Source organism: Streptomyces sp. PsTaAH-137 (assembly GCF_003259365.1).
In the GTDB taxonomy this organism is placed as follows: Bacteria; Actinomycetota; Actinomycetes; order Streptomycetales; family Streptomycetaceae; genus Streptomyces.
Genome location: NZ_QLLY01000010.1, coordinates 309200 through 328430 on the forward strand (window position 1 = coordinate 309200; position 19231 = coordinate 328430).

General features: G+C 71.6%; 15 protein-coding genes. 12 read left to right on the top strand and 3 right to left on the bottom strand.

Translation table 11 applies throughout. From position 1 onward, the window contains the following. Positions 1–55: 55 nt before the first annotated feature. The 3 genes from K377_RS23760 to K377_RS23770 all read right to left on the bottom strand — a co-directional run bounded on the left by K377_RS23760 (position 56) and on the right by K377_RS23770 (position 5819). On the bottom strand, positions 56–1348 hold the full coding sequence (locus tag K377_RS23760; protein WP_237551651.1) for a DUF2993 domain-containing protein: 1293 nt from the start codon (positions 1346–1348) through the stop codon (positions 56–58). 93 nt (positions 1349–1441) lie between these two features. After that, positions 1442–3901: a VWA domain-containing protein gene (locus tag K377_RS23765; RefSeq protein ID WP_220093180.1), complete on the bottom strand. Its 2460-nt coding sequence runs from the start codon at positions 3899–3901 to the stop codon at positions 1442–1444. Between the two features lie 103 nt (positions 3902–4004). Then, complete coding sequence (locus tag K377_RS23770) at positions 4005–5819, bottom strand: bifunctional metallophosphatase/5'-nucleotidase (RefSeq protein ID WP_111665484.1); 1815 nt, start codon at positions 5817–5819, stop codon at positions 4005–4007. A gap of 137 nt (positions 5820–5956) precedes the next feature. Between K377_RS23770 and mshD the strand changes: the two genes are divergently transcribed. The 12 genes from mshD (at position 5957) to pstA (ending at position 19208) form a co-directional block, all read left to right on the top strand. Continuing rightward, positions 5957–6889 carry a mycothiol synthase gene (mshD, locus tag K377_RS23775; protein WP_111665485.1) on the top strand — a complete coding sequence of 311 codons (933 nt, stop codon included), beginning with the start codon at positions 5957–5959 and terminating at the stop codon, positions 6887–6889. 166 nt (positions 6890–7055) lie between these two features. After that, positions 7056–7451 (top strand): GntR family transcriptional regulator, encoded by a 396-nt coding sequence (locus K377_RS23780; RefSeq protein WP_111665553.1) that lies wholly within the window; start codon positions 7056–7058, stop codon positions 7449–7451. Continuing rightward, positions 7448–8341 carry an ABC transporter ATP-binding protein gene (locus K377_RS23785; RefSeq protein WP_111665486.1) on the top strand — a complete coding sequence of 298 codons (894 nt, stop codon included), beginning with the start codon at positions 7448–7450 and terminating at the stop codon, positions 8339–8341. Before K377_RS23780 ends, K377_RS23785 begins: the two co-directional genes overlap by 4 nt. After that, on the top strand, positions 8338–9348 hold the full coding sequence (locus tag K377_RS23790) for a hypothetical protein (RefSeq protein WP_111665487.1): 1011 nt from the start codon (positions 8338–8340) through the stop codon (positions 9346–9348). The genes K377_RS23785 and K377_RS23790 overlap by 4 nt, the downstream gene beginning before the upstream one ends. Further along, positions 9345–10289 (top strand): hypothetical protein, encoded by a 945-nt coding sequence (locus K377_RS23795; RefSeq protein WP_111665488.1) that lies wholly within the window; start codon positions 9345–9347, stop codon positions 10287–10289. The genes K377_RS23790 and K377_RS23795 overlap by 4 nt, the downstream gene beginning before the upstream one ends. Positions 10290–10407: 118 nt before the next feature. Next, positions 10408–11382 carry a hypothetical protein gene (locus tag K377_RS23800; RefSeq protein WP_111665489.1) on the top strand — a complete coding sequence of 325 codons (975 nt, stop codon included), beginning with the start codon at positions 10408–10410 and terminating at the stop codon, positions 11380–11382. Positions 11383–11746: 364 nt separating this feature from the next. Next, positions 11747–14209 carry an RNA degradosome polyphosphate kinase gene (locus tag K377_RS23805; RefSeq protein ID WP_111665490.1) on the top strand — a complete coding sequence of 821 codons (2463 nt, stop codon included), beginning with the start codon at positions 11747–11749 and terminating at the stop codon, positions 14207–14209. Next, complete coding sequence (locus K377_RS23810) at positions 14190–15215, top strand: CHAD domain-containing protein (RefSeq protein ID WP_181512626.1); 1026 nt, start codon at positions 14190–14192, stop codon at positions 15213–15215. Before K377_RS23805 ends, K377_RS23810 begins: the two co-directional genes overlap by 20 nt. Then, positions 15212–15664, top strand: coding sequence for an NUDIX hydrolase (locus tag K377_RS23815; protein ID WP_111665491.1), 453 nt, complete (start codon positions 15212–15214; stop codon positions 15662–15664). Before K377_RS23810 ends, K377_RS23815 begins: the two co-directional genes overlap by 4 nt. 229 nt (positions 15665–15893) lie before the next feature. Further along, a complete protein-coding gene (pstS, locus tag K377_RS23820) occupies positions 15894–17030 on the top strand; it encodes a phosphate ABC transporter substrate-binding protein PstS (protein WP_111665492.1) in 1137 nt (378 codons plus the stop codon). 109 nt (positions 17031–17139) lie between these two features. Beyond that, complete coding sequence (gene pstC / locus K377_RS23825) at positions 17140–18147, top strand: phosphate ABC transporter permease subunit PstC (RefSeq protein ID WP_111665493.1); 1008 nt, start codon at positions 17140–17142, stop codon at positions 18145–18147. Beyond that, on the top strand, positions 18144–19208 hold the full coding sequence (gene pstA, locus K377_RS23830; protein WP_111665494.1) for a phosphate ABC transporter permease PstA: 1065 nt from the start codon (positions 18144–18146) through the stop codon (positions 19206–19208). Before pstC ends, pstA begins: the two co-directional genes overlap by 4 nt. Positions 19209–19231 lie beyond the last annotated feature (23 nt).

Here is a 19231-nt window from a genome sequence, read left to right on the forward strand (position 1 = left end):
AAAGAAACCCTTGCAAGGGTTTCTTTGCAACTAGCGCCCCGCCTTGAAAGGCCTCTTACTTCCCGACCGAGAGTCCCGCCCCCGACAGATCCACCCGGATCCCCTCCTTCTCGACCTTCACGTCCCGCAGCCGTACGTACCCGTGGTCGCCCGGCAGCTTCGGCAGCTGGAAGGCGAGCGAGAGCCGGTCGGCGAGTTCGGGGCGGGTGAGCTTGGTGAGGCCGTCGAGCAGGTCGGGGTCGATGCCGAGCTTCTGGAGCAGCCAGGGGTTGTCGATGGCGATGTCGATGAGGTTCATCCCCATCAGCTTCTTCACGAACGTCGGTGACCCGGTCAGCTCGCTGAGCTTCTCGTCGCTGTGCTCGGCCTGCCGCACGGCGCCCGCGGGCACGCCGACGCGGTGCACGATCGCCGGGACCGACAGCAGCCTGCGCGCCTTGTCGGTCTCGGCGGTGATCCGGGCGACGGACTTCGGCGTCAGATGCAGGCCCTCGTCGGCGCCGGTGCCGGGCCGGTAGGTGGCGAGGTCGCCGATGGCGAGGCTCATGTTGTCGATGTCGGTGGAGATGCCGGAGGCGCCGAGCCGCTGGATCCTGGCGTCGGCGCGCACCTTGAGATCGTGCCCGGCGACGGGCAGCGTGCCGCGCGCGAGGACCCGGTTGTCGCCGTGCCCGGTGAAGGTGACCTGGGAGGCGCCCAGCTCGCGGTTGAGGTCGGCGAAGCTGAGCAGCACCTCGCCCTGCATCCGGTCGACGGTCGCGCCGCTGATGTCGGTGAAGCCGTCGCCCTGGATCCGGACGTCCTGCGCGGTCGCCTGGACCTTGGCGAGGGTGATGCGGTCGGCGGCGACGTCGGGGACGGTCACCTTCAGCTCGTCCACGCGCCGGTCGGCGAGCTGGGTGAGGAAGGGGAAGCCCTCGATCTCGACCTCGGGCGCGGCCGTCAGCTTCAGCTCCTTCTTGAGCTGCTGTGCGGCGCGATGTTCCGCGTACAGGACGGCCCAGCGGTCGGCGAGGGCGAGGAACGCGGTGAGGACGAGCACCGCCACCACGCCCTTGACCGCGAGGGAGAGGCTGCCGAAGCGGCGCCGGCCGCGGCCGCGGTGGTCGGGCGGCGACCACTCCTCGTCCGGCCATTGCCCGCCGTCCCGGTACGCGGGCTCCTCACGCAGGACGTCGTCGAGCGGGTTGTCCGCGCGCCGGGCGTCGTCGAGGTCGGCCAGTTCGTCGTACGGGCTGGCGTACCGGGTGGTGGCATCGGGGGTGCCGCCCGGCTGCTCGGGAACCGATTCCTCCTGCCAACCATCAAACGGAACACGGTCGTTGGATATGCGGTGGGGGGTACGCATCAGCCGATTTCACCATACGTACCGGCCCCGTTCGCAAGCCGTACACCCGGCGGGCGCCGTAACGCCCCATTTCAGCGCGGGTTCACCGCGCGTTCAGTACCGCCGCCGGCGCCGCGCCACCAGCACCGTGCCCGCCGCCACGAGCAGGGCGGCAGCCATCGCCGACCAGCCGGTGAGCCCGAAACCGGAACCCGTGTCGGCGAGTTCGCCGCCGTGATCCTTGTCACCCGGCGGGACCGTCGGCTCCGGCGTGCCCGGCGGCGTCACCGTCGGGGTCGGCGTGGGCGACGGCGAGGCCGCCCGGTCGGTGTTGGTCACCGTGCAGGTCACGTCGGCGCCCGGCGCCACCGCCACCTCGGAGTCCGTCACGGGCACCGCGGTGCCCCCGGCTGACTCGCATGCCCAGTCCCCGTTGTCATATGCCTCCGGGCCGTCCGACTCGGCGAGCGTGTACGTCCCCGCCTCGATGTCGGCGCCGGTCACCGCGTCCGTGCCCGAGGTGCCCGAGAGGTCGCTGGGGCCGTCGGCGGTGAGCGTCCAGTCGGCCGGGGACGCGGTGCCCCCGTGCTCGTTCACGACCTTCTTCACCAGGGTCAGTTTCGCCTTGCAGGTGACCTTGTTCAGGATCCCGAAGGTGTTGTGCTCCTGGGTGAGTTCGGCGCCGTGGGCCAGCGCCTCGTCCACGTCCGCGCCGTTGGCCTCGGTGATCCGGCTGCTGGTGAGGGTGCAGGAGTCGGGCAGGGTCGTGGTCTCGGCGACGGTCGTGGTGTCACCGACGGTGTAGCCCTCGCGGGCCTCGCCCCACTCCTGGTCGTGCGTGTCCGTGTCCGAGGGGCCGGTCAGCGTCAGCGCGGCGTCGAAGCCGTCGGGCCGGTCGGCGTGCGCGTACCGGGTGCCGTCGATGTCCCACGTCTTGTCGACCCGTACATCGGCGCTCTGCGGTGGCTTGTTGTAGACCATGCAACTCACGGCGGCCAGGCTCGGCACGTCCACCGTGAAGGCGGGCGCGGCGGCGGCCCCGGTGTTCGTGACGGGCACGTCGGCGCCGGTGTCGAGGTTGGTGCACACCGCGTTCTTTCCGCCCTGTGTGACCAGGTCGTAGCCGCTGTGCTGGTTCTCCGCCACCGTCACGGCGGCGTCGGTGGTCCCGGCGGGGTACGTGGGGTGGAAGACGACACCGCCGGTGCCGTCGTCCTGCGTGGTCTGACTGTCCGGCAGGCCGCCGATGCCGCCGGTCGTGGTGGAGGCGTCGAACTGCCAGCCCGCTTCCGCGTTCTCGGCGCCGCTGACGTCCTCGCCCTTGTTGCCCGCGGGCACGATCTGCTTGATGACGGACAGGGTGCCGTCGCAGTGCGTCAGCGCCAGGTTGTGCAGCGCCTCGCCGGCCGCCGCGAAGTCGTCGGTCTGGTAGTAGTCGGCCGTCGTCGGGTTGGAGCCGGTGAACGCCTCCTCGCCGGAGATCGCCCGCAGGTTGAGCCCGGAGACCCCCTCGACGCCCTTGCCGACGCCGACCGCGACGACCCGCTCGCCCTTCGCCTTGACGGCGTTGGAGGCGAAGATGCCGCCCTCGACGTCCGCGAAGTGGGTGTTGGAGCCGTCACCGGTGTACGGGTTGCTGAACCGGGTCGGGTTGCCGTCGGTCAGCACGACGACGAGGTCGTAGACCGGGGCCGCCTTGGCAACCGCGTACTGCGCCTGGTCCCAGTTGGTGCCCGAGCCCAGCGTCCAGTCCGCGTAGAGGGACTTGAAGGAGTCGGCGCCCGCCTTGGTGGAGACCGACATCAGGTCGGGGTGGTTGCCGTTGGTGCCGCTGGTCGGCGGCGAGGTCTTGTCGAAGGAGAACAGCGCCATCCGCGAGGGCGTGCCGGTCAGCGTGTTCGTCAGCTGGTCGGTGGCCGCCTTGAGCTGCGGGAGCGCGCTGCCCACCGACGACGACAGGTCGAGCACGACGGCGACGTCGAGCCCGCAGGACTCGGGCATCGCCGGATTCGTACGGGACTGCTGCCAGATGCCGCCGGAGGCGACATAGGGGGTCGCCGACCAGCTGGTGCTCTTCATGAAGTCACCGGTCGAGCGGTACGTCTGTCCGGCCGCCAGGGCCGGTGTCTCGAACTGGTACGTCGACTCCACCGAGCCGGAGCCGCTGCCCTTGCCGGTGCGCAGCGTCGGGTTGGTGTACCAGCCGCCGGGCACGCCCCCGTCGGCCTGCCGCACCCAGTACCGCTGTCCCTCGCTGGCCCCGCCGCTGCCGGTGTCCGGCACGGTGAAGCTGCAGTCGCCGTCCCCGTCGGAGGTGCACTGCGCCCAGGCGTCGGTCAGCGGGTCGGTGGCGGTCTCGCTCGGGTACAGGGCGAGCGTGACCCCGGCGAGCGGCGCCACGGTCGCGTCGCCGTCCCGGTCGCCGCCCGTCCTCACGGTGACGACGGACTCGCCGGCCGCCGGTGCCGGCACGTCGGCGGCCACCTGGCCGGGTCCGGCGACGACCGCGCTCAGCGTGAGCGCGGCCGCGGTGCCGAGGCCCCGCAGCCGCGCCGTCCATGGACGGTGACGCATCATCAGACTCCCGGATAGGCGGACAGACCTTCGCCCGAACTTATCCGATTAGAGCCTTATGCCCGATTATTTCAACAGGTGTGCCCCACTCCCCTGCTGACGGTCACTTGATGATCGTGATCCGGTCCGCCTTCGGCGGCGCGATCGGGTTCGCGGCGGAGGAGTTGGCCGTCAGGTAGTCGTTGAACGCCTTCAGGTCGTCCGCGCCGACCAGCGGGTTCTTGCCCGCGCCGAGCGCCGCGAAGCCGTCGCCGCCGCCCGCGAGGAAGGAGTTCATCGCGACGCGGTAGGTGGCGGCCGGGTCGATGGCCGCGCCGTTCAGCCGGATTGAGTCGGTGACGACACGGGCCGCGCCGGACTTCGTCATGTCGAGCGTGTACGTGAGCCCGGCGGACGGCTGGAGGATCTTCGGCGACGCCTCGTTCGACCCGCTGACCTGCTGCTGGAGCGCCTGGACCACCTGCGCGCCGGTCAGGTCGACGAGGTTGACCGTGTTGCTGAAGGGCTGCACGGTGAACGCCTCGCCGTAGGTGACGACCCCGTCGCCCTCGGCGCCGCTCGCCTTGTACACGAGGTCGGAGCGGACCCCGCCCGGGTTCATCAGGGCCAGGCTCGCCTTCGGGTCCAGGGACTTGGCGTGCGCGAGCTGCGCGTCGGCGATGAGGTCACCGAGCGGCTCCTCCGGCGTCCCCGCGCCACGGCCCGGGATGTCCGCGGAGATGAACCCAACGGCCTGGTTCGCGACGGGCGCGGCCAGCTTGTTCCACTTGCCGATCAGCGCCGTCATGTCGGCGGCCTTGTCCTGCGTACGGGACACGACGTGGTTCGCGGACTTCGCGGACTTCACCGAGGTACGGACGATGTCCTTGGTCCGGCGGTCGTAGGTCAGCGTGGTGTCCGTGTAGAGCTTGCCGTACGAGGACGCGGAGGTGACCATGCGCGGGTTGCCGGCCGGGTCCGGGATCGTGCACACGTACGCGTTGTGGGTGTGGCCGGTGACCAGGGCGTCGACCTTCGGCGTGATGCCCTTGGCGATGTCGACGATCGGGCCGGAGACACCGGAGCCCGCGCCCGCGGAGTCGCAGTCGTAGTTGTACGCGGACGAGGCCGGGAGGCCGCCCTCGTGGATCAGGGCGACGATCGACTTCACGCCCTGCTTGTCGAGGATCTTCGCGTACTTGTTGACCGTCTCGATCTCGTCGTGGAACTTCAGCCCCTTGACGCCCGACGCGGAGACGATGTCCGGGGTGCCTTCGAGGGTGACGCCGATGAAGCCGACCTTCACGCCCTTGTGCTTCCACACCCAGTAGGGGGCGAGGACCGGCTTGCCGGTCTTCTCGTTGGTCACGTTCGCGGCGAGGTAGGGGTAGTCGGCGCCCTTGAACTTCTTGCCGGCCTCGTAGCAGCCGTCGGTGGGGTGGCAGCCGCCGTTCTGCATCCGGGCCAGCTCGGTCGCGCCCTCGTCGAACTCGTGGTTGCCGACCGAGGTGACGTCCAGGTCCAGCTTGTTCATGGCCTCGACGGTGGGCTCGTCGTGGAAGAGGCCGGACAGCAGCGGGCTGGCGCCGATCAGGTCACCGGCGGCGGCCGTCACGCTGTAGGGGTGGTTCTCACGGGCCGTGCGCAGCGAGGTGGCCAGGTACTCCACACCGCCCGCGTCGACCTGCTTCGCCGTGCCGTCCGCCTGCTTCTCGGTGACCTGGCCCGACGAACCGGTCGGCGGCTCCAGGTTGCCGTGGAAGTCGTTGAACGACAGCAGCTGTACGTCCTGGTAGCGGCCGCTGTCGTGACCGTGGCCATGGCCGTGACCCCGGTCGTGGGCGCCGGCCGGCATGGCGGCCATCAGCGCGCCCGCGGTGGCGAGGGTGGCGACGGCGCCGAGCGCGGTTCTCAGACGCCGGTTCGTCCTGGTGGGCATGGAGGATCCCCTTGGGTGCTCTACGAAGACTGCGACTGCCGGGCAGCCTAGGGTCAACGCGCGTAGCACAACAGGGGATTGCAGGTTACGAGCTGGTTGCCGACTCCCCGCGGGGCCCCCGCCGTACCCTCGTAACCATGACCACGGACCCCGCGAACACCCCCGATCCCGCCCTCCCGGGCCGCCGTATCGACACCCTGACCTCCCTGACCGCCGAGCAGTCCGGCGCCGTGCTGTCCCTGCTCACCGACGCGGCCCGCGCCGACGGCCAGCAGGCCGTCTCGGAGCAGGGGCGGCTCCATCTGCGCGGCGAGCGCGACGGCGTCACGCATCTGCTGCTCTCCGTCGACGGGGACCTGGTCGGCTACGCGCAGCTGGAGGACACCGACCCGGTGGAGGCCCCGGCCGCCGAGCTGGTGGTGCACCCGGCGCGACGCGGGCACGGGCACGGGCGGGCGCTCGGTGCGGCGCTGCTCGCGGCGTCCGGCAAGCGGCTGCGGGTGTGGGCGCACGGCGGGCACAGCGCGGCGCGTCATCTGGCGCAGGTGCTGGGGCTGACGCTGTTCCGTGAACTGCGCCAGATGCGGCGGCCGTTGACCGACCTCGAACTGCCCGAGCCGGTGCTCCCGGCGGGCATCAGGATCCGTACCTTCGTGCCCGGCCAGGACGACGCGGCGTGGCTGGCGGTGAACGCGGCGGCGTTCGCCCACCACCCCGAGCAGGGCTCCCTGACCCAGCGCGACCTCGACGACCGCAAGGGCGAGCCGTGGTTCGACCCGCGCGGCTTCTTCCTCGCGTTCAAGGGCAAGGAGCTGGTCGGCTTCCACTGGACGAAGGTGCACGCCGAGGAGCGGCTCGGCGAGGTGTACGTGGTCGGGGTGACCCCCGAGGGCCAGGGCGGCGGCCTCGGCAAGGCGCTCACCGCGACGGGGCTGCGGCACCTCGCGGCGGCCGGTCTGCCGACGGCGATGCTCTACGTCGACGCGGACAACAAGGCGGCGGTGAGCGTGTACGAGCGGCTCGGCTTCACGACGTACGAAACGGACCTGATGTACCGAACCGAGTCATAACACCCCGGCTTTCCTTCAGCTTCCCGGAGATTTCCCGAGAGGGGGCGGCGTCACTTGACGCCGCCCCCTCTCTTGCATCACCCTTTCACTACTTGATTAGTGAAAGGGGGGTACGCCAGTGGCCAAGCCAGTCGAACCGTCGAAGCCCGACGGGCCCGCCGGGCCGGTGATCGAATTCCGCATCGACCGCCACAGCGGCGTCGCCACCTACCTGCAGATCGTCCACCAGACGGAGCAGGCGCTGCGGCTCGGCATGCTGGAGCCCGGCGACAAGCTGCCCACGGCCCGCGAGGTCGTCGAGGCGACGGCCATCAATCCGAACACGGTGCTGAAGGCGTACCGCGAGCTGGAGCGCGGGGGCCTCGTGGAGGCCCGCCGGGGCCTCGGCACCTTCGTCCGCAAGTCCCTGGGCTCCGGCCCCGGCGACTCGCCGCTGCGCAGCGAGCTGGAGGACTGGACGAGACGGGCGAGAGAGGCGGGCCTGGACCGCGAGGACGTCGCGGCCCTGTTCACCGTCGCACTGGACACGCACTTCAGCACCACCACCAAGGGGACTTCATGAGTACGGCGATCGAGGCGACGGGCCTCACGAAGCGCTACGGCCGACGGGGCACCTCGGCGCTCGACGACTGCTCGTTCCGGCTGCCCACGGGCCGGATCAGCGCCCTCGTCGGGCCGAACGGCGCGGGCAAGTCGACGCTGCTCTCGATAGCGGCCGGACTGCTGCGGCAGAGCGCGGGCGAGCTGCGCGTGCTCGGCGCCGCCCCCGGCGAGTCCCGCGCCAAGGTCGCCTATCTGTCCCAGGACAAGCCGCTGCACCCCCAGCTGTCCGTCGCGGACACGCTGCGCATGGGCGCCGAGCTGAACCAGGAGCGGTGGGACGCGGCCTACGCGACACAGATCGTCGAGGCCGGCTCGCTCGACCCGAAGGCGAGGATCCGCGCGCTCTCCGGCGGCCAGCGCACCCGCGTCGCGCTCGCCCTCGCCCTCGGCAAGCGCCCCGAGCTGATGCTCCTCGACGAGCCGATGGCGGACCTGGACCCGTTGGCCCGGCACGAGCTGATGGGCACCCTGATGGCCGACGCCGCCGAGCACGGCACCACCGTGCTGATGTCGTCCCACATCGTCTCCGAGCTGGCCGACGCCTGCGACCACCTGCTGCTCCTGGGCGGCGGCCGGATCCGGCTCGGCGGCGGCATCGACGACCTGCTCGGCGCGCACAGCCTGGTCACGGGCCGTGGCGACCTGTCCGGCCACACCGTCATCGAGTCCCGCGCCTCGGGCCGCGGCGTCACCGCCCTGATCCGCAGGGACGGCCCCGTGGGCGACGGCTGGCAGGTGCAGGAGCCCTCCCTGGAGGAGCTGCTCCTCGCCCACCTGCGCTCCCCCGAGGCCCCGGCCCTGCTCACCCCGAGCACCGCAGCGGCGGACCGCACGGCGGTGACCGCATGAACACCACCCTGAACAAGCCGGCCGAGCCCGCCACGGCCTCCGGCAGGCCCCCGGTGCGGCGCACCCTGCCCGGCGCCGACGGGCTGGTCCGGACCGTGCTGCGGCTGCACCGCACCGCCCTGTGGGTGTGGGCCGGCTATGTCGCCGTCAGCGCCGGCCTGCTGCTGTGGCTGTGGGGCCCCGGCGCCTCGACGGCCCAGAAGGCCTTCGACGCGTTCGGGTACGCGGGGGCGCAGGACGTCGCCTGGGACGGCCGCTCGGTCTCCCTGACCGCCCTCGGCACCTCCTTCGACTCGCTCTTCTACGACCCGGCGACGCTCACCCGGATCGCGGCGGTCGTCGTCGCCGTCTTCGCGGCGGGCCCGCTGATCGCCCGCGAGCTGGAGCAGGGCACCGCGCACCTCGCCTGGACCCAGTCGGTGTCCCCGGCCCGCTGGCTCACCGCCAAGCTGGCCCTGCCCGCGGTCGCCGTCACCCTCGGCACCACGGCGATCGTCGCCCTGTACGTGATGGTGTGGCGTGCCCACAACCACCTGCTGATTGCCGGGATCGGCCCGCGCTCCTTCTACTTCAACATCGGCCCGGCGACGGTCGCGAACGTCCTGTTCGCCCTGGCGCTCGGCGTCTGCGCCGCGCTGGTGATCCGCCGCATGCTGCCCGCGATCGCCGTCGCCGGAGTCGGCACCTATCTGGCCGGCGCCTGGCGCGCCAACTCCTGGCCGTTCCAGGGCAGTCACCAGCAGCCGGAGATCCCCGTCCACAACAAGGCGATCACCTCCACCGGCGCGGAGATCAGCGACCCGGGCTGCTACATGGACCAGAAGTGCCTCGCCGCGCACCACGTCACCGGCTTCGACCGGCACTACCTGCCCTCGCCGGACTTCTGGCCGCGCCAGCTCACCGAGACGGGCATCCTGCTCGCCCTCACCACCGTCCTCGTCGCCGCGGCCTTCCTGGTCCTGCGCCGCTACCAGCCGAAGAAGCCGTCCAAGGGGGCCACCGCATGAGCGCCTTCTCCCTGTCCGCCCGCTCGGGACTGACCTGGACCGTCCTGCGCCTGCACCGCGGCTCCCTGTGGCTGTGGACGGCGTACGTGGTCCTCGTCGCGGGCGTGCTGCTGTGGGCCTGGGGCCCGGGTACCGCGGGGCTCGGCATCGTCGGACACTGCGACCCGGCGGTGGCGAACGCCTGCACCGCGAAGGGATCGACGGCGGACGCGTACCACTACGCCCTGTCGTTCGCGGGCGTCTTCCTGTTCTTCCTCCCCCTGGCCGTGTCCGTGTTCGCCGGGGGCGCCCTGATCGGCCAGGAACTGGAGCGCGGGACCGCCCGGCTGGCGTGGACCCAGTCCGTGTCGCCGATCCGCTGGCTCACCGCCAAGCTGGCCCTCCCGGCGCTGGCCCTCGTCGTGGGCACCGGGCTGCTGATGGTGCTGCGCCGACAGGTCGCGGCGGCCGCGCCCGGTCTCTCCGAGAACCGCTGGTTCTCCGGCAACTTCGAGGTCCTCGGCCCCGTCGTGGTCGCCCTCCCCCTGCTCGGCCTCGCCTGCGGCGCGCTCGCGGGCCTGCTCCAGCGGCGGCTGCTGCCCGGCGCCGTGTTCGGCCTGGTCCTCACGCTCCTGCTGACGACCGTCGTCGGCTGGCTGCGTCCGTATCTCTGGCCCGCCAAGACGGTCACGGGCACGCTCGCGCAGGGCTACCCCGGGTTCACCGGCGACGTCCTCGGCGAGGGCGCCATCACCGGCTCCGGCGCCCATGTCCAGGACCCGATGTGCGCGAGCGACCGCTCCTGCCTCGCCGACCACAACATCACCGGCTACTACACCGAGGGCCACCCACCCTCCCACTTCTGGCCGCTCCAACTGACGGAGACGGCCGTGATCCTGGCCCTGACCGCCGTGATCGTGCTCATCGCCTACGCCCTCCTGCGCAGAAGGGTCGCCCGATGAGTTCCGCAGCACCCGCCGGCCCGCTCGCGAGGCCCACCGTCCAGCTCTGGTTCCTCGGCACCGTCCAGCCCTCCCCGGCGCTCCACGCGCCGCGGTCACGCGGAGAGAGATCCGGCTCATGACCCAGACGCTCCCGGCACCCCCGCGCGGCCTGCGCGCCCTGCGTCCCACCGGCCCCGTGTGGGCGACGCTGAGAATCCACCGGATCGCCCCGTGGCTGTGGCTCGCGGCGGTCCTCGCCGCCGGCACCCTGCTGCTGTGGCTGCACGGCCCGGGAGCGGACGCGGCCGCACGACAGCTGGCCCAGTGCGCGCCCTCGCACTGCGAGTACACCGGCGGCCCGGCGTTCGACTACGAGCAACTCCTGCGCGTCGTGGGCGCCTTCACCTACCTGACCCCGTACATCGCGGCGCTCTTCATGGGGGTCGTCTGCGTGGGGCGCGAAATGGAGCGCGGGACGGCCCAGTTGGCGTGGGTGCAGTCGGTCAGCCCGGCGCGCTGGCTGGCGACGACGCTCGCCGTACCGGCGGCCTGGTTCCTCGCCGGGATGGTTCCGCTGGTCACCCTGCTCCATCTGGTGGCGGGGAGCGGACCGCCGGGTACACACATCCCCTGGTACGACGAGTACCTGTTCCTCGGCACGGGACCGCTGGCGTTCGCCCGCGTCCTGCTGGGCCTCGCCGTCGGCGCGCTCGGCGGGGTCCTCTTCCGCAAGGCGCTGACCGGTGGCGCCGCCGGGATCGCCGCGTTCCTGGTCACCGGGTATCTGAGCGCGCGCTACCGGATCAGCCTGTGGCCCACCGTCACCGACCACGGCCCGGTGCCGCCGACCCCGCCCGCCGGCGCCCAGGTGCTCCGCCGGGACACGGTCACCGCAGCCGGCGAGCACGTCCGCAACAACCTGGCCTGCGTCGGCGAGGGCAGCGCGGCGAAGCTGCGGCACTGCGCCCGCGGCTTCCAGGACTTCGCGGTGACGTACCACCCGCCGTCCCACTACTGGCCCCTCCAACTGACGGAGTCGGCGGTGATCCTGCTCCTCGCGGCGGCGGCCACGACAGCAGCCTTCATCACCCTCCGCCACCGCACCCCCTGACCCCCATCCCACCAAGCCTTGGCCAATCCACCGCCCCTTCTCTCCCACCCCCACCCCAAGCCTTGGGCAATCTGCCGCCAAGGGCGGCAGGGTGGGCAAGGCGGCCCCCAGCGCGGGGCAAGCGCCCGACAGACCCGCGCCCCAGCCCGGCCCAGCCCCGCCCGACCCCGGCCCGGCCCAGCCCCGCCCGGCGCACGCCCTGCGCACGCCCCACCCCCGCCCGGCCCGGTCCGAGCCGGGGCGCCCCCGAAACCCCGCGAAGACAAACCCCGGCCCCCCGTAGACGCCGGGGAGCCGCCCGCCCATAGCCCGCACGTCATATCGCCGTAACCAGTGATTCAGACGCGGTTGCGACCCTCACGGAATGCAGCCCCCCGCGTCGGACACCCCCTCGCCCCCGCCGGAACCCCCCACCCCGCAAGCGCCCACCCCCGGCAGGCTCCGCCTCGCCCCCGCGCTCAGCGACCTTCCCGGCGCGCCCGAGACCGTCTCCGCGCGGAAGAATGGGCCCATGAGCCAGCCGAACGCCGCCCAGGACCAGTCCGCAGCCGAGTCCGAGCCCTCCTCGGCCCCCTCGGCATCGCACCCGCAGCCCTCCGTGGGCTCCCTAGCAGCGCACCGCCCGCACCCGGTGGCCAGCGGCGACTACGAACGGTCGGCCGCGAAGCTGGCCGGCATCGTCGCGGACATCGACGCGGACCCGGACGACTACGAGGAGGACTACGCGGGCCAGGACGGCGCGGAGCTGCCCCAGGGCCGCTTCCTGGACCGTGAGCGCAGCTGGCTGGCGTTCAACGAGCGGGTCCTGGAGCTGGCCGAGGACCCGGCCACGCCCCTCCTGGAGCGGGCGAACTTCCTGGCGATCTTCGCGTCGAACCTGGACGAGTTCTTCATGGTCCGCGTGGCCGGCCTCAAGCGCCGCATCGCGACCGGCGTCGCCACCCGTTCGGCCTCCGGGCTGCAGCCCCGTGAAGTGCTCGAACTGATCTGGAACCGGTCCCGGGAGCTCATGGCCCGGCACGCCGCCTGCTACCAGGACGAGGTCGCCCCGGCCCTCGCCGACGAGGGCATCCACGTCGTGCGCTGGAACGAGCTGACCGACAAGGAGCAGTCCCGGCTCTACACGCTGTTCATGCAGCAGATCTTCCCGGTGCTGACCCCCCTCGCGGTGGACCCGGCGCACCCCTTCCCGTACATCTCGGGCCTGTCCCTGAACCTCGCGGTCGTGGTCAGCAACCCGGTGAGCGGCCACCGCCACTTCGCGCGCGTCAAGGTCCCGCCGCTGCTCGCCCGCTTCCTGGAGGCGTCCCCACAGCGCTACGTCCCCATCGAGGACGTGATCTCCGCGCCCAAGCACCTGGGCGAGCTGTTCCCCGGCATGACGATCGAGGAGCACCACATGTTCCGCGTCACGCGGAACGAGGACCTGGAGGTCGAGGAGGACGACGCCGAGAACCTCCTGAAGGCCCTGGAGAAGGAGCTCATGCGGCGGCGCTTCGGCCCGCCGGTGCGCCTGGAGGTCGAGGAGACGATCGACGCCGAGGTGCTGAGCCTCCTCGTGCGCGAGCTGAAGGTCAGCGAGGCGGAGGTCTATCCGCTCCCGGGACCGCTCGACCTCACCGGCCTGTTCTCCATCGCGGGCATCGACCGCCCCGAGCTGAAGTACCCGAAGTTCGTCGCGGGCACCCACCGCGACCTCGCCGAGGTGGAGTCGGCGTCGGCGCCCGACATCTTCGCGGCCCTGCGCAGTCATGACGTGCTGCTCCACCACCCGTACGACTCGTTCTCCACCTCCGTCCAGGCGTTCCTGGAGCAGGCCGCGGCCGACCCGGACGTCCTCGCCATCAAGCAGACGCTGTACCGGACCTCGGGCGACTCCCCGATCGTCGACGCGCTGATAGAGGCGGCCGAGGCGGGCAAGCAGGTCCTCGTCCTGGTCGAGATCAAGGCCCGCTTCGACGAGCAGGCCAACATCAAGTGGGCCCGGAAGCTGGAAGAGGCCGGCTGCCACGTCGTCTACGGCCTCGTCGGCCTCAAGACGCACTGCAAGCTCTCGCTCGTGGTCCGCCAGGAGGGCGAGTCCCTCGTCCGCTACAGCCACGTCGGCACCGGCAACTACCACCCCAAGACCGCCCGCCTCTACGAGGACCTGGGCCTGCTCACCGCGAACCAGGAGGTCGGGGCCGACCTCTCCGACCTCTTCAACCGGCTCTCCGGCTACTCGCGCCGCGAGACCTACCGCCGCCTCCTCGTCGCCCCCAAGTCCCTTCGTACGGGGCTGGTCACGCGGATCGAGAAGGAGGTCCAGCACCACCGTGCGGGCCGCCCGGCGTACGTCCGTATCAAGGTCAACTCGATGGTCGACGAGGCGATCATCGACGCCCTGTACCGGGCGTCGCAGGCAGGCGTGCCGGTCGACGTGTGGGTGCGCGGCATCTGTGCCGTCCGCCCCGGCGTCACCGGCCTGTCGGAGAACATCCGGGTCCGCTCGGTACTCGGCCGCTTCCTGGAGCACTCCCGGGTCTTCGCCTTCGGCAACGCCGGCGAGCCCGAGGTGTGGATAGGCAGCGCCGACATGATGCACCGCAACCTCGACCGCCGCATCGAGGCCCTGGTCCGTGTCGAGGACCCGGCCCACCGCGCCGCCCTCAACCGGCTGCTCGAAACGGGGATGTCCGACGGCACCGCCTCCTGGCACCTGGGCCCGGACGGCAACTGGACCCGGCACGCGACCGACCCGTCGGACCCGGCCGGACGCCCCCTGCGGAACGTACAGGAGATGCTCATAGACGCCCGGAGGCGCCGGCGTGGCACAGCAACACCTTGAGTCCAGCGATCCGTCGGGAACCGGCCCGCGCATCGGGCCGGGCGGGTCCGACGGTCCGCGCACAGGAGCGGAGGACGGCGACATCCTCGGGACGTACCTCAGGGAGCAGGCGACCGAGTTCCTGCGCTCGCTGCGCCGGCACGGCGAGAGCGGCGCGGCGGGCGGCCCCGCGGCCGAAGCGGCCCGCACCCTGCGCCGCGCCGCCCGCCGGATCAGCGGCACCCTGCACACCTTCCGCCCGCTCCTGGACGCGGAGTGGTCGGACGAGCTGCGCCCCGAGCTGGCCTGGCTGTCCGGCACGCTGGCCCAGGAGCACGCCTGCGCGGACCGGCTGATCCGGCTGACCGAGGCCCTGCACCGGCTGACGTCGGCGGCGACCGGCTCCACCGTGCCCCAGCAGACGGCGGCCCCCGCCTCGGCCTCCGCCACCACCCTGGCCCTCGGCGCGGCCAAGGCGGCGGCGCTCCTCGACCGCCAGCTCACCCTCGCCAGGACCCGCGCCCACAGCGCCGCCCTGCAGTCCCTGGGCAGCCCCCGCTTCCACGCGGTGGCGGACCGGGTCGCCGTGCTGGCCAGCGAGGTCCCGCTGGCCGCCGGCGGGGGCGCGCTGCCCAAGCTCGCCGGGGAGGCGGAGTCCCGCCTGGACGAGGCGGTGAGCGCCCTGAACCACCCGGGCGGCCGGCTCCCCACCCCGTACAACCCGGACGCCGACGCGCCCTGGCACCACGTACGCCTCCTGCTGCGCCTGCACCGCTACGCCCAGGAGGTGCTGCCCGGCCCGGAGCGGGCGCCCGCGAGACTGACCGCGGCCGCACACGCCCTCAATACGCACCGCGACGCCGCGGAGGCCGCGGCAGCGGCGGCCCACGCGGCGCGCACCCCGCGCATCGCCCCCGCGACGGCGTACGCCCTCGGCGTGCTCCACGCCGACCAGCGCCATCAGGTGGAGGCCGCCAGGAACGCGTTCGGAACAGCGTGGCACCGAGAGACGGTGGGAACCCCATGACCCTGCCCCACGACCCCGACAGCTCCCACAGCCCCGACGACAACGACACCGTGCTGGCCGCGGGCTGCGTCCTGTGGCGCCGCGCCCTGCTCGACGACGGCCTGGAGATCTGCCTCGTCCACCGGCCCAAGTACGGAGACTGGTCGCACCCCAAGGGCAAGCTCAAGCGCGGCGAGGCCCCGCTGGCGGCCGCGGTGCGCGAGGTGCGCGAGGAGACCGGCCACGACTGCGCGCCGGGCACCGCCCTGCCCACGATGCGCTACACGGCCAACGGCCGGCCCAAGAAGGTCAGCTACTGGGCGGCGGAGGCCACCTCGGGCGCCTTCCTGCCCAACCGCGAGGTCGACCGCATCCTCTGGCTCCCGCCCGTCGCGGCCCGCAACCGCCTCACCCAGCCCCGCGACCGCACGCTCGTCGACGCGCTCCTCGACGCGCTGCACGTGACCTGACGTCACGCGTCGTCATCCTTCCGTGACCTAACCGCACCGCCTGCTTAGGTTCACCCTCCGTTCACCCACGGCCATCGGTCACGTCACCTGATCTGCTTAATTTCGGCCTTACGCGGTGCGGCCCCGGAAACGGAAGGCGCCTCACCGCTCGACTGAAATTCCACAGACTTTCGCACGCCGCCGTAGTGCCAGACACCCGGCCGGCGGCTCCTGGAAGGAACATCCGAAGGTGAAGCTTCAGCGCACGAACCGGCTCCGCGCCCTCTCCCTCGGCGCGCTCGCCGTCTCCAGCGCCCTGGCCCTCACGGCGTGCGGCTCGGACGACACGAACTCCGGCAGCACCAGCAGCAGCAGCGCCAGCGCCGCCGGCAGCGCCAAGAACATCGAGTGCAAGGACGCCAAGGGCCAGCTCCTCGGCAACGGCTCCTCGGCCCAGGCGAACGCGATCGACGCGTGGCGCCAGACGTTCTCGCAGGCCTGCTCGGGCGTGCAGATCAACTACAAGCCCGAGGGCTCCGGCGCCGGTGTGACCGCCTTCAACCAGGGCCAGGTCGCCTTCGCCGGTTCCGACTCGGCGCTCAAGCCGGAGGAGATCGCCGCCTCCAAGAAGGTCTGCTCGGGCGGTCAGGGCATCGACCTGCCGATGGTCGGCGGCCCGATCGCCGTCGCGTACAACGTGGACGGCGTCGACAACCTCGTCCTGGACGGCCCGACGCTGGCCAAGATCTTCGACTCGAAGATCACCAAGTGGGACGACGCCGCGATCAAGAAGCTGAACCCCGACGCGAAGCTCCCGTCGACCAAGATCCAGGCGTTCCACCGCTCGGACGAGTCCGGCACCACGGACAACTTCACCAAGTACCTCAAGGCCACCGCCGCGAGCGACTGGAAGTACGAGGGCGGCAAGGCCTGGCAGGCGAAGGGCGGCCAGTCCGCTCAGGGCTCCTCCGGCCTCGCCCAGCAGGTCAAGCAGACCTCCGGCTCGATCACCTACGTCGAGCTGTCCTACGCCAAGGACGGCCTGAAGACGGTCGACATCGACACCGGCGCCTCCTCCCCGGTCAAGGCCACCACGGAGAACGCCTCCAAGGCGATCGCCGACGCCAAGGTCGTGGGCACGGGCAAGGACCTCGCCCTTGAGCTGAACTACGCGACCAAGGCCGACGGCGCCTACCCGATCACCCTGGTCACCTACGAGATCGTCTGCGACAAGGGCAACAAGTCGGACACCCTCGCCGCCACCAAGTCCTTCCTGACCTACATGGCCAGCGAGCAGGGCCAGGGCGCCCTGGCGGACCTGGGCTACGCCCCGATCCCGGCCGAGATCAACGCGAAGGTCCGCGAGACCGTCGCGAGCATCAGCTGACCCAGCGTGCGGGCCGCTCACCCGGGTGAGCGGCCCGCACCGTCCGGTGCACCGCCGCCAGAAGCTCCGTAGACCCCTCGGGTACGGGACTTCGCAGACCGGAGAACCCATGGACATCACCACGCAACCACCAGCGCCGCCGGCGCCCGCAGACCGTCCCACCACCGCCCAGGCCAAGCGCGCCGCCCGTGGCGCCACCCGCCCCGGAGACCGGATCTTCCTCGGCCTCTCCCGCGGCGCGGGCATCCTGCTCCTGGTCGTCATGGCCGCGATCGCGGTCTTCCTGACCTACCGTGCCGCCCTTGTCCTCCCCGACAACAACGGCAACTTCCTCACCACCTTCGAGTGGAACGCGACGGCCCAGCCGCCGGTCTTCGGCATAGCCGTGCTGGCCTTCGGCACCATCGTCACCTCGGTGATCGCGATGCTGATCGCGGTCCCGGTCGCCGTCGGCATCGCGCTCTTCCTGACGCACTACGCGCCGAAGCGGCTGAGCGGCACCATCGCCTACGTGATCGACCTGCTGGCCGCCGTGCCCTCGATCGTCTACGGCCTGTGGGGCGCCCTCTTCCTGGTGCCGCACATGGAAGGCCTGTTCGGCTGGCTCGACGACTACTTCGGCTGGACCGGCATCTTCGCCTGGGAGGGCGGCGCACCGCGCACCCTGCTCACCGTCGGCATCCTGCTGGCGATCATGATCCTCCCGATCATCACGAACGTCTCCCGCGAGGTCTTCCGGCAGGCCCCCCTGATGCACCAGGAGGCGGCCCTCGCGCTCGGCGCCACCCGCTGGGAGGTCATCCGCATGTCGGTGATCCCCTTCGGCCGCTCCGGCGTGATCTCGGCCTCGATGCTCGGCCTCGGCCGCGCGCTCGGCGAGACGATGGCCGTCGCCACGGTCCTCTCCCCCGACTTCCTGATCCACGCCAGCCTGCTGGACCCGGGCGGCGGCACCTTCGCGCAGAACATCGCCGCGAAGTTCGCCGAGGCCAACGACCAGGGCCGCGACGCCCTCATCGCCTCCGGTCTCGTCCTCTTCGTCATCACGCTGATCGTGAACGGCGCGGCCCGCGCGATCATCGCCCGCCGCAAGGAGTACTCGGGGGCCAACGCATGAGCACCACCACCCCTCTCGTGAAGCGCCCCGGCTCGCTGAGCGCCGCCCGGCTGCCCCGCTGGTTCCCGTGGGTGGCGGCCGTCGGCTCGATCGCCGTCGGCTGCGCGATCGGACTCGGCGCCGGACTCTCCAGCCGCGTCCAGTGGGGCCTGCTCGCCGCCCTGGTCTTCGTCCTCGGCACCTACGCCATCGCCACCAAGGTCGAGGGCCGGCGCCAGGCCAAGGACCGGGTCGCGACCAGCATCATCTGGGTGTCGTTCATCCTGGCCGTGATCCCGCTCGCCTCGCTCGTCTACGAGACGGTGAAGCGCGGCGTGAAGGTGCTCGACCCGTACTTCCTGACCCACTCGATGGGCTTCGTCACCAGCTACCAGCCCGGCGGCGGCATCTACCACGCCATCCTCGGCACCCTGGAGCAGGTCGGCCTCGCCACCCTGATCTCGGTCCCGATCGGCCTGCTGACGGCGATCTACCTGGTGGAGTACGGCCGCGGCAAGCTCGCGAAGGCCGTCACGTTCTTCGTCGACGTGATGACGGGCATCCCCTCCATCGTGGCGGGCCTGTTCATCCTGTCCTTCTGGATCCTCATCCTGGGCTTCGGCTACTCCGGCTTCGCCGGCTCGATGGCCCTGTCCATCCTGATGATCCCGGTCGTGGTCCGCTCCACCGAGGAGATGCTCAAGCTCGTCCCGAACGAGCTGCGCGAGGCCTCCCTCGCCCTCGGCGTGCCGAAGTGGCGCACGATCCTCAAGGTCGTCCTGCCGACGTCGATCGGCGGCATCACCACCGGCGTCATGCTGGCCATCGCCCGAATCGCGGGCGAGACCGCCCCGGTCCTGCTCCTGGTCTTCGGCAACCCGCTGATCAACTCGAACCCCTTCGAAGGTCCGCAGGCGTCCCTGCCGCTCTACATCTACGACCAGTACGCCAAGAGCGGCGGCAGCCAGGCCGCGTACGACCGTGCCTGGGCCGCGGCCCTGGTGCTGATCGCCTTCATCATGATCCTCAACCTCGTGGCCCGCGGCATCGCCCGCTGGAAGGCCCCGAAGACGGGCCGCTGACGCGGCTGTATTCAGCGACTCGA

Excerpts from the sequence above, each read along its gene's own strand:
- K377_RS23800 (WP_111665489.1), top strand. The coding sequence starts at position 10,408 with ATGACCCAGACGCTCCCGGCACCCCCGCGCGGCCTGCGCGCCCTGCGT.
- K377_RS23785 (WP_111665486.1), top strand. The coding sequence starts at position 7,448 with ATGAGTACGGCGATCGAGGCGACGGGCCTCACGAAGCGCTACGGCCGA.
- pstA (WP_111665494.1), top strand. The coding sequence starts at position 18,144 with ATGAGCACCACCACCCCTCTCGTGAAGCGCCCCGGCTCGCTGAGCGCC.
- K377_RS23805 (WP_111665490.1), top strand. The coding sequence starts at position 11,747 with ATGCAGCCCCCCGCGTCGGACACCCCCTCGCCCCCGCCGGAACCCCCC.
- pstC (WP_111665493.1), top strand. The coding sequence starts at position 17,140 with ATGGACATCACCACGCAACCACCAGCGCCGCCGGCGCCCGCAGACCGT.
- K377_RS23765 (WP_220093180.1), bottom strand. The coding sequence starts at position 3,901 with ATGCGTCACCGTCCATGGACGGCGCGGCTGCGGGGCCTCGGCACCGCG.
- K377_RS23790 (WP_111665487.1), top strand. The coding sequence starts at position 8,338 with ATGAACACCACCCTGAACAAGCCGGCCGAGCCCGCCACGGCCTCCGGC.
- K377_RS23815 (WP_111665491.1), top strand. The coding sequence starts at position 15,212 with ATGACCCTGCCCCACGACCCCGACAGCTCCCACAGCCCCGACGACAAC.
- mshD (WP_111665485.1), top strand. The coding sequence starts at position 5,957 with ATGACCACGGACCCCGCGAACACCCCCGATCCCGCCCTCCCGGGCCGC.
- K377_RS23770 (WP_111665484.1), bottom strand. The coding sequence starts at position 5,819 with ATGCCCACCAGGACGAACCGGCGTCTGAGAACCGCGCTCGGCGCCGTC.
- K377_RS23795 (WP_111665488.1), top strand. The coding sequence starts at position 9,345 with ATGAGCGCCTTCTCCCTGTCCGCCCGCTCGGGACTGACCTGGACCGTC.
- K377_RS23760 (WP_237551651.1), bottom strand. The coding sequence starts at position 1,348 with ATGCGTACCCCCCACCGCATATCCAACGACCGTGTTCCGTTTGATGGT.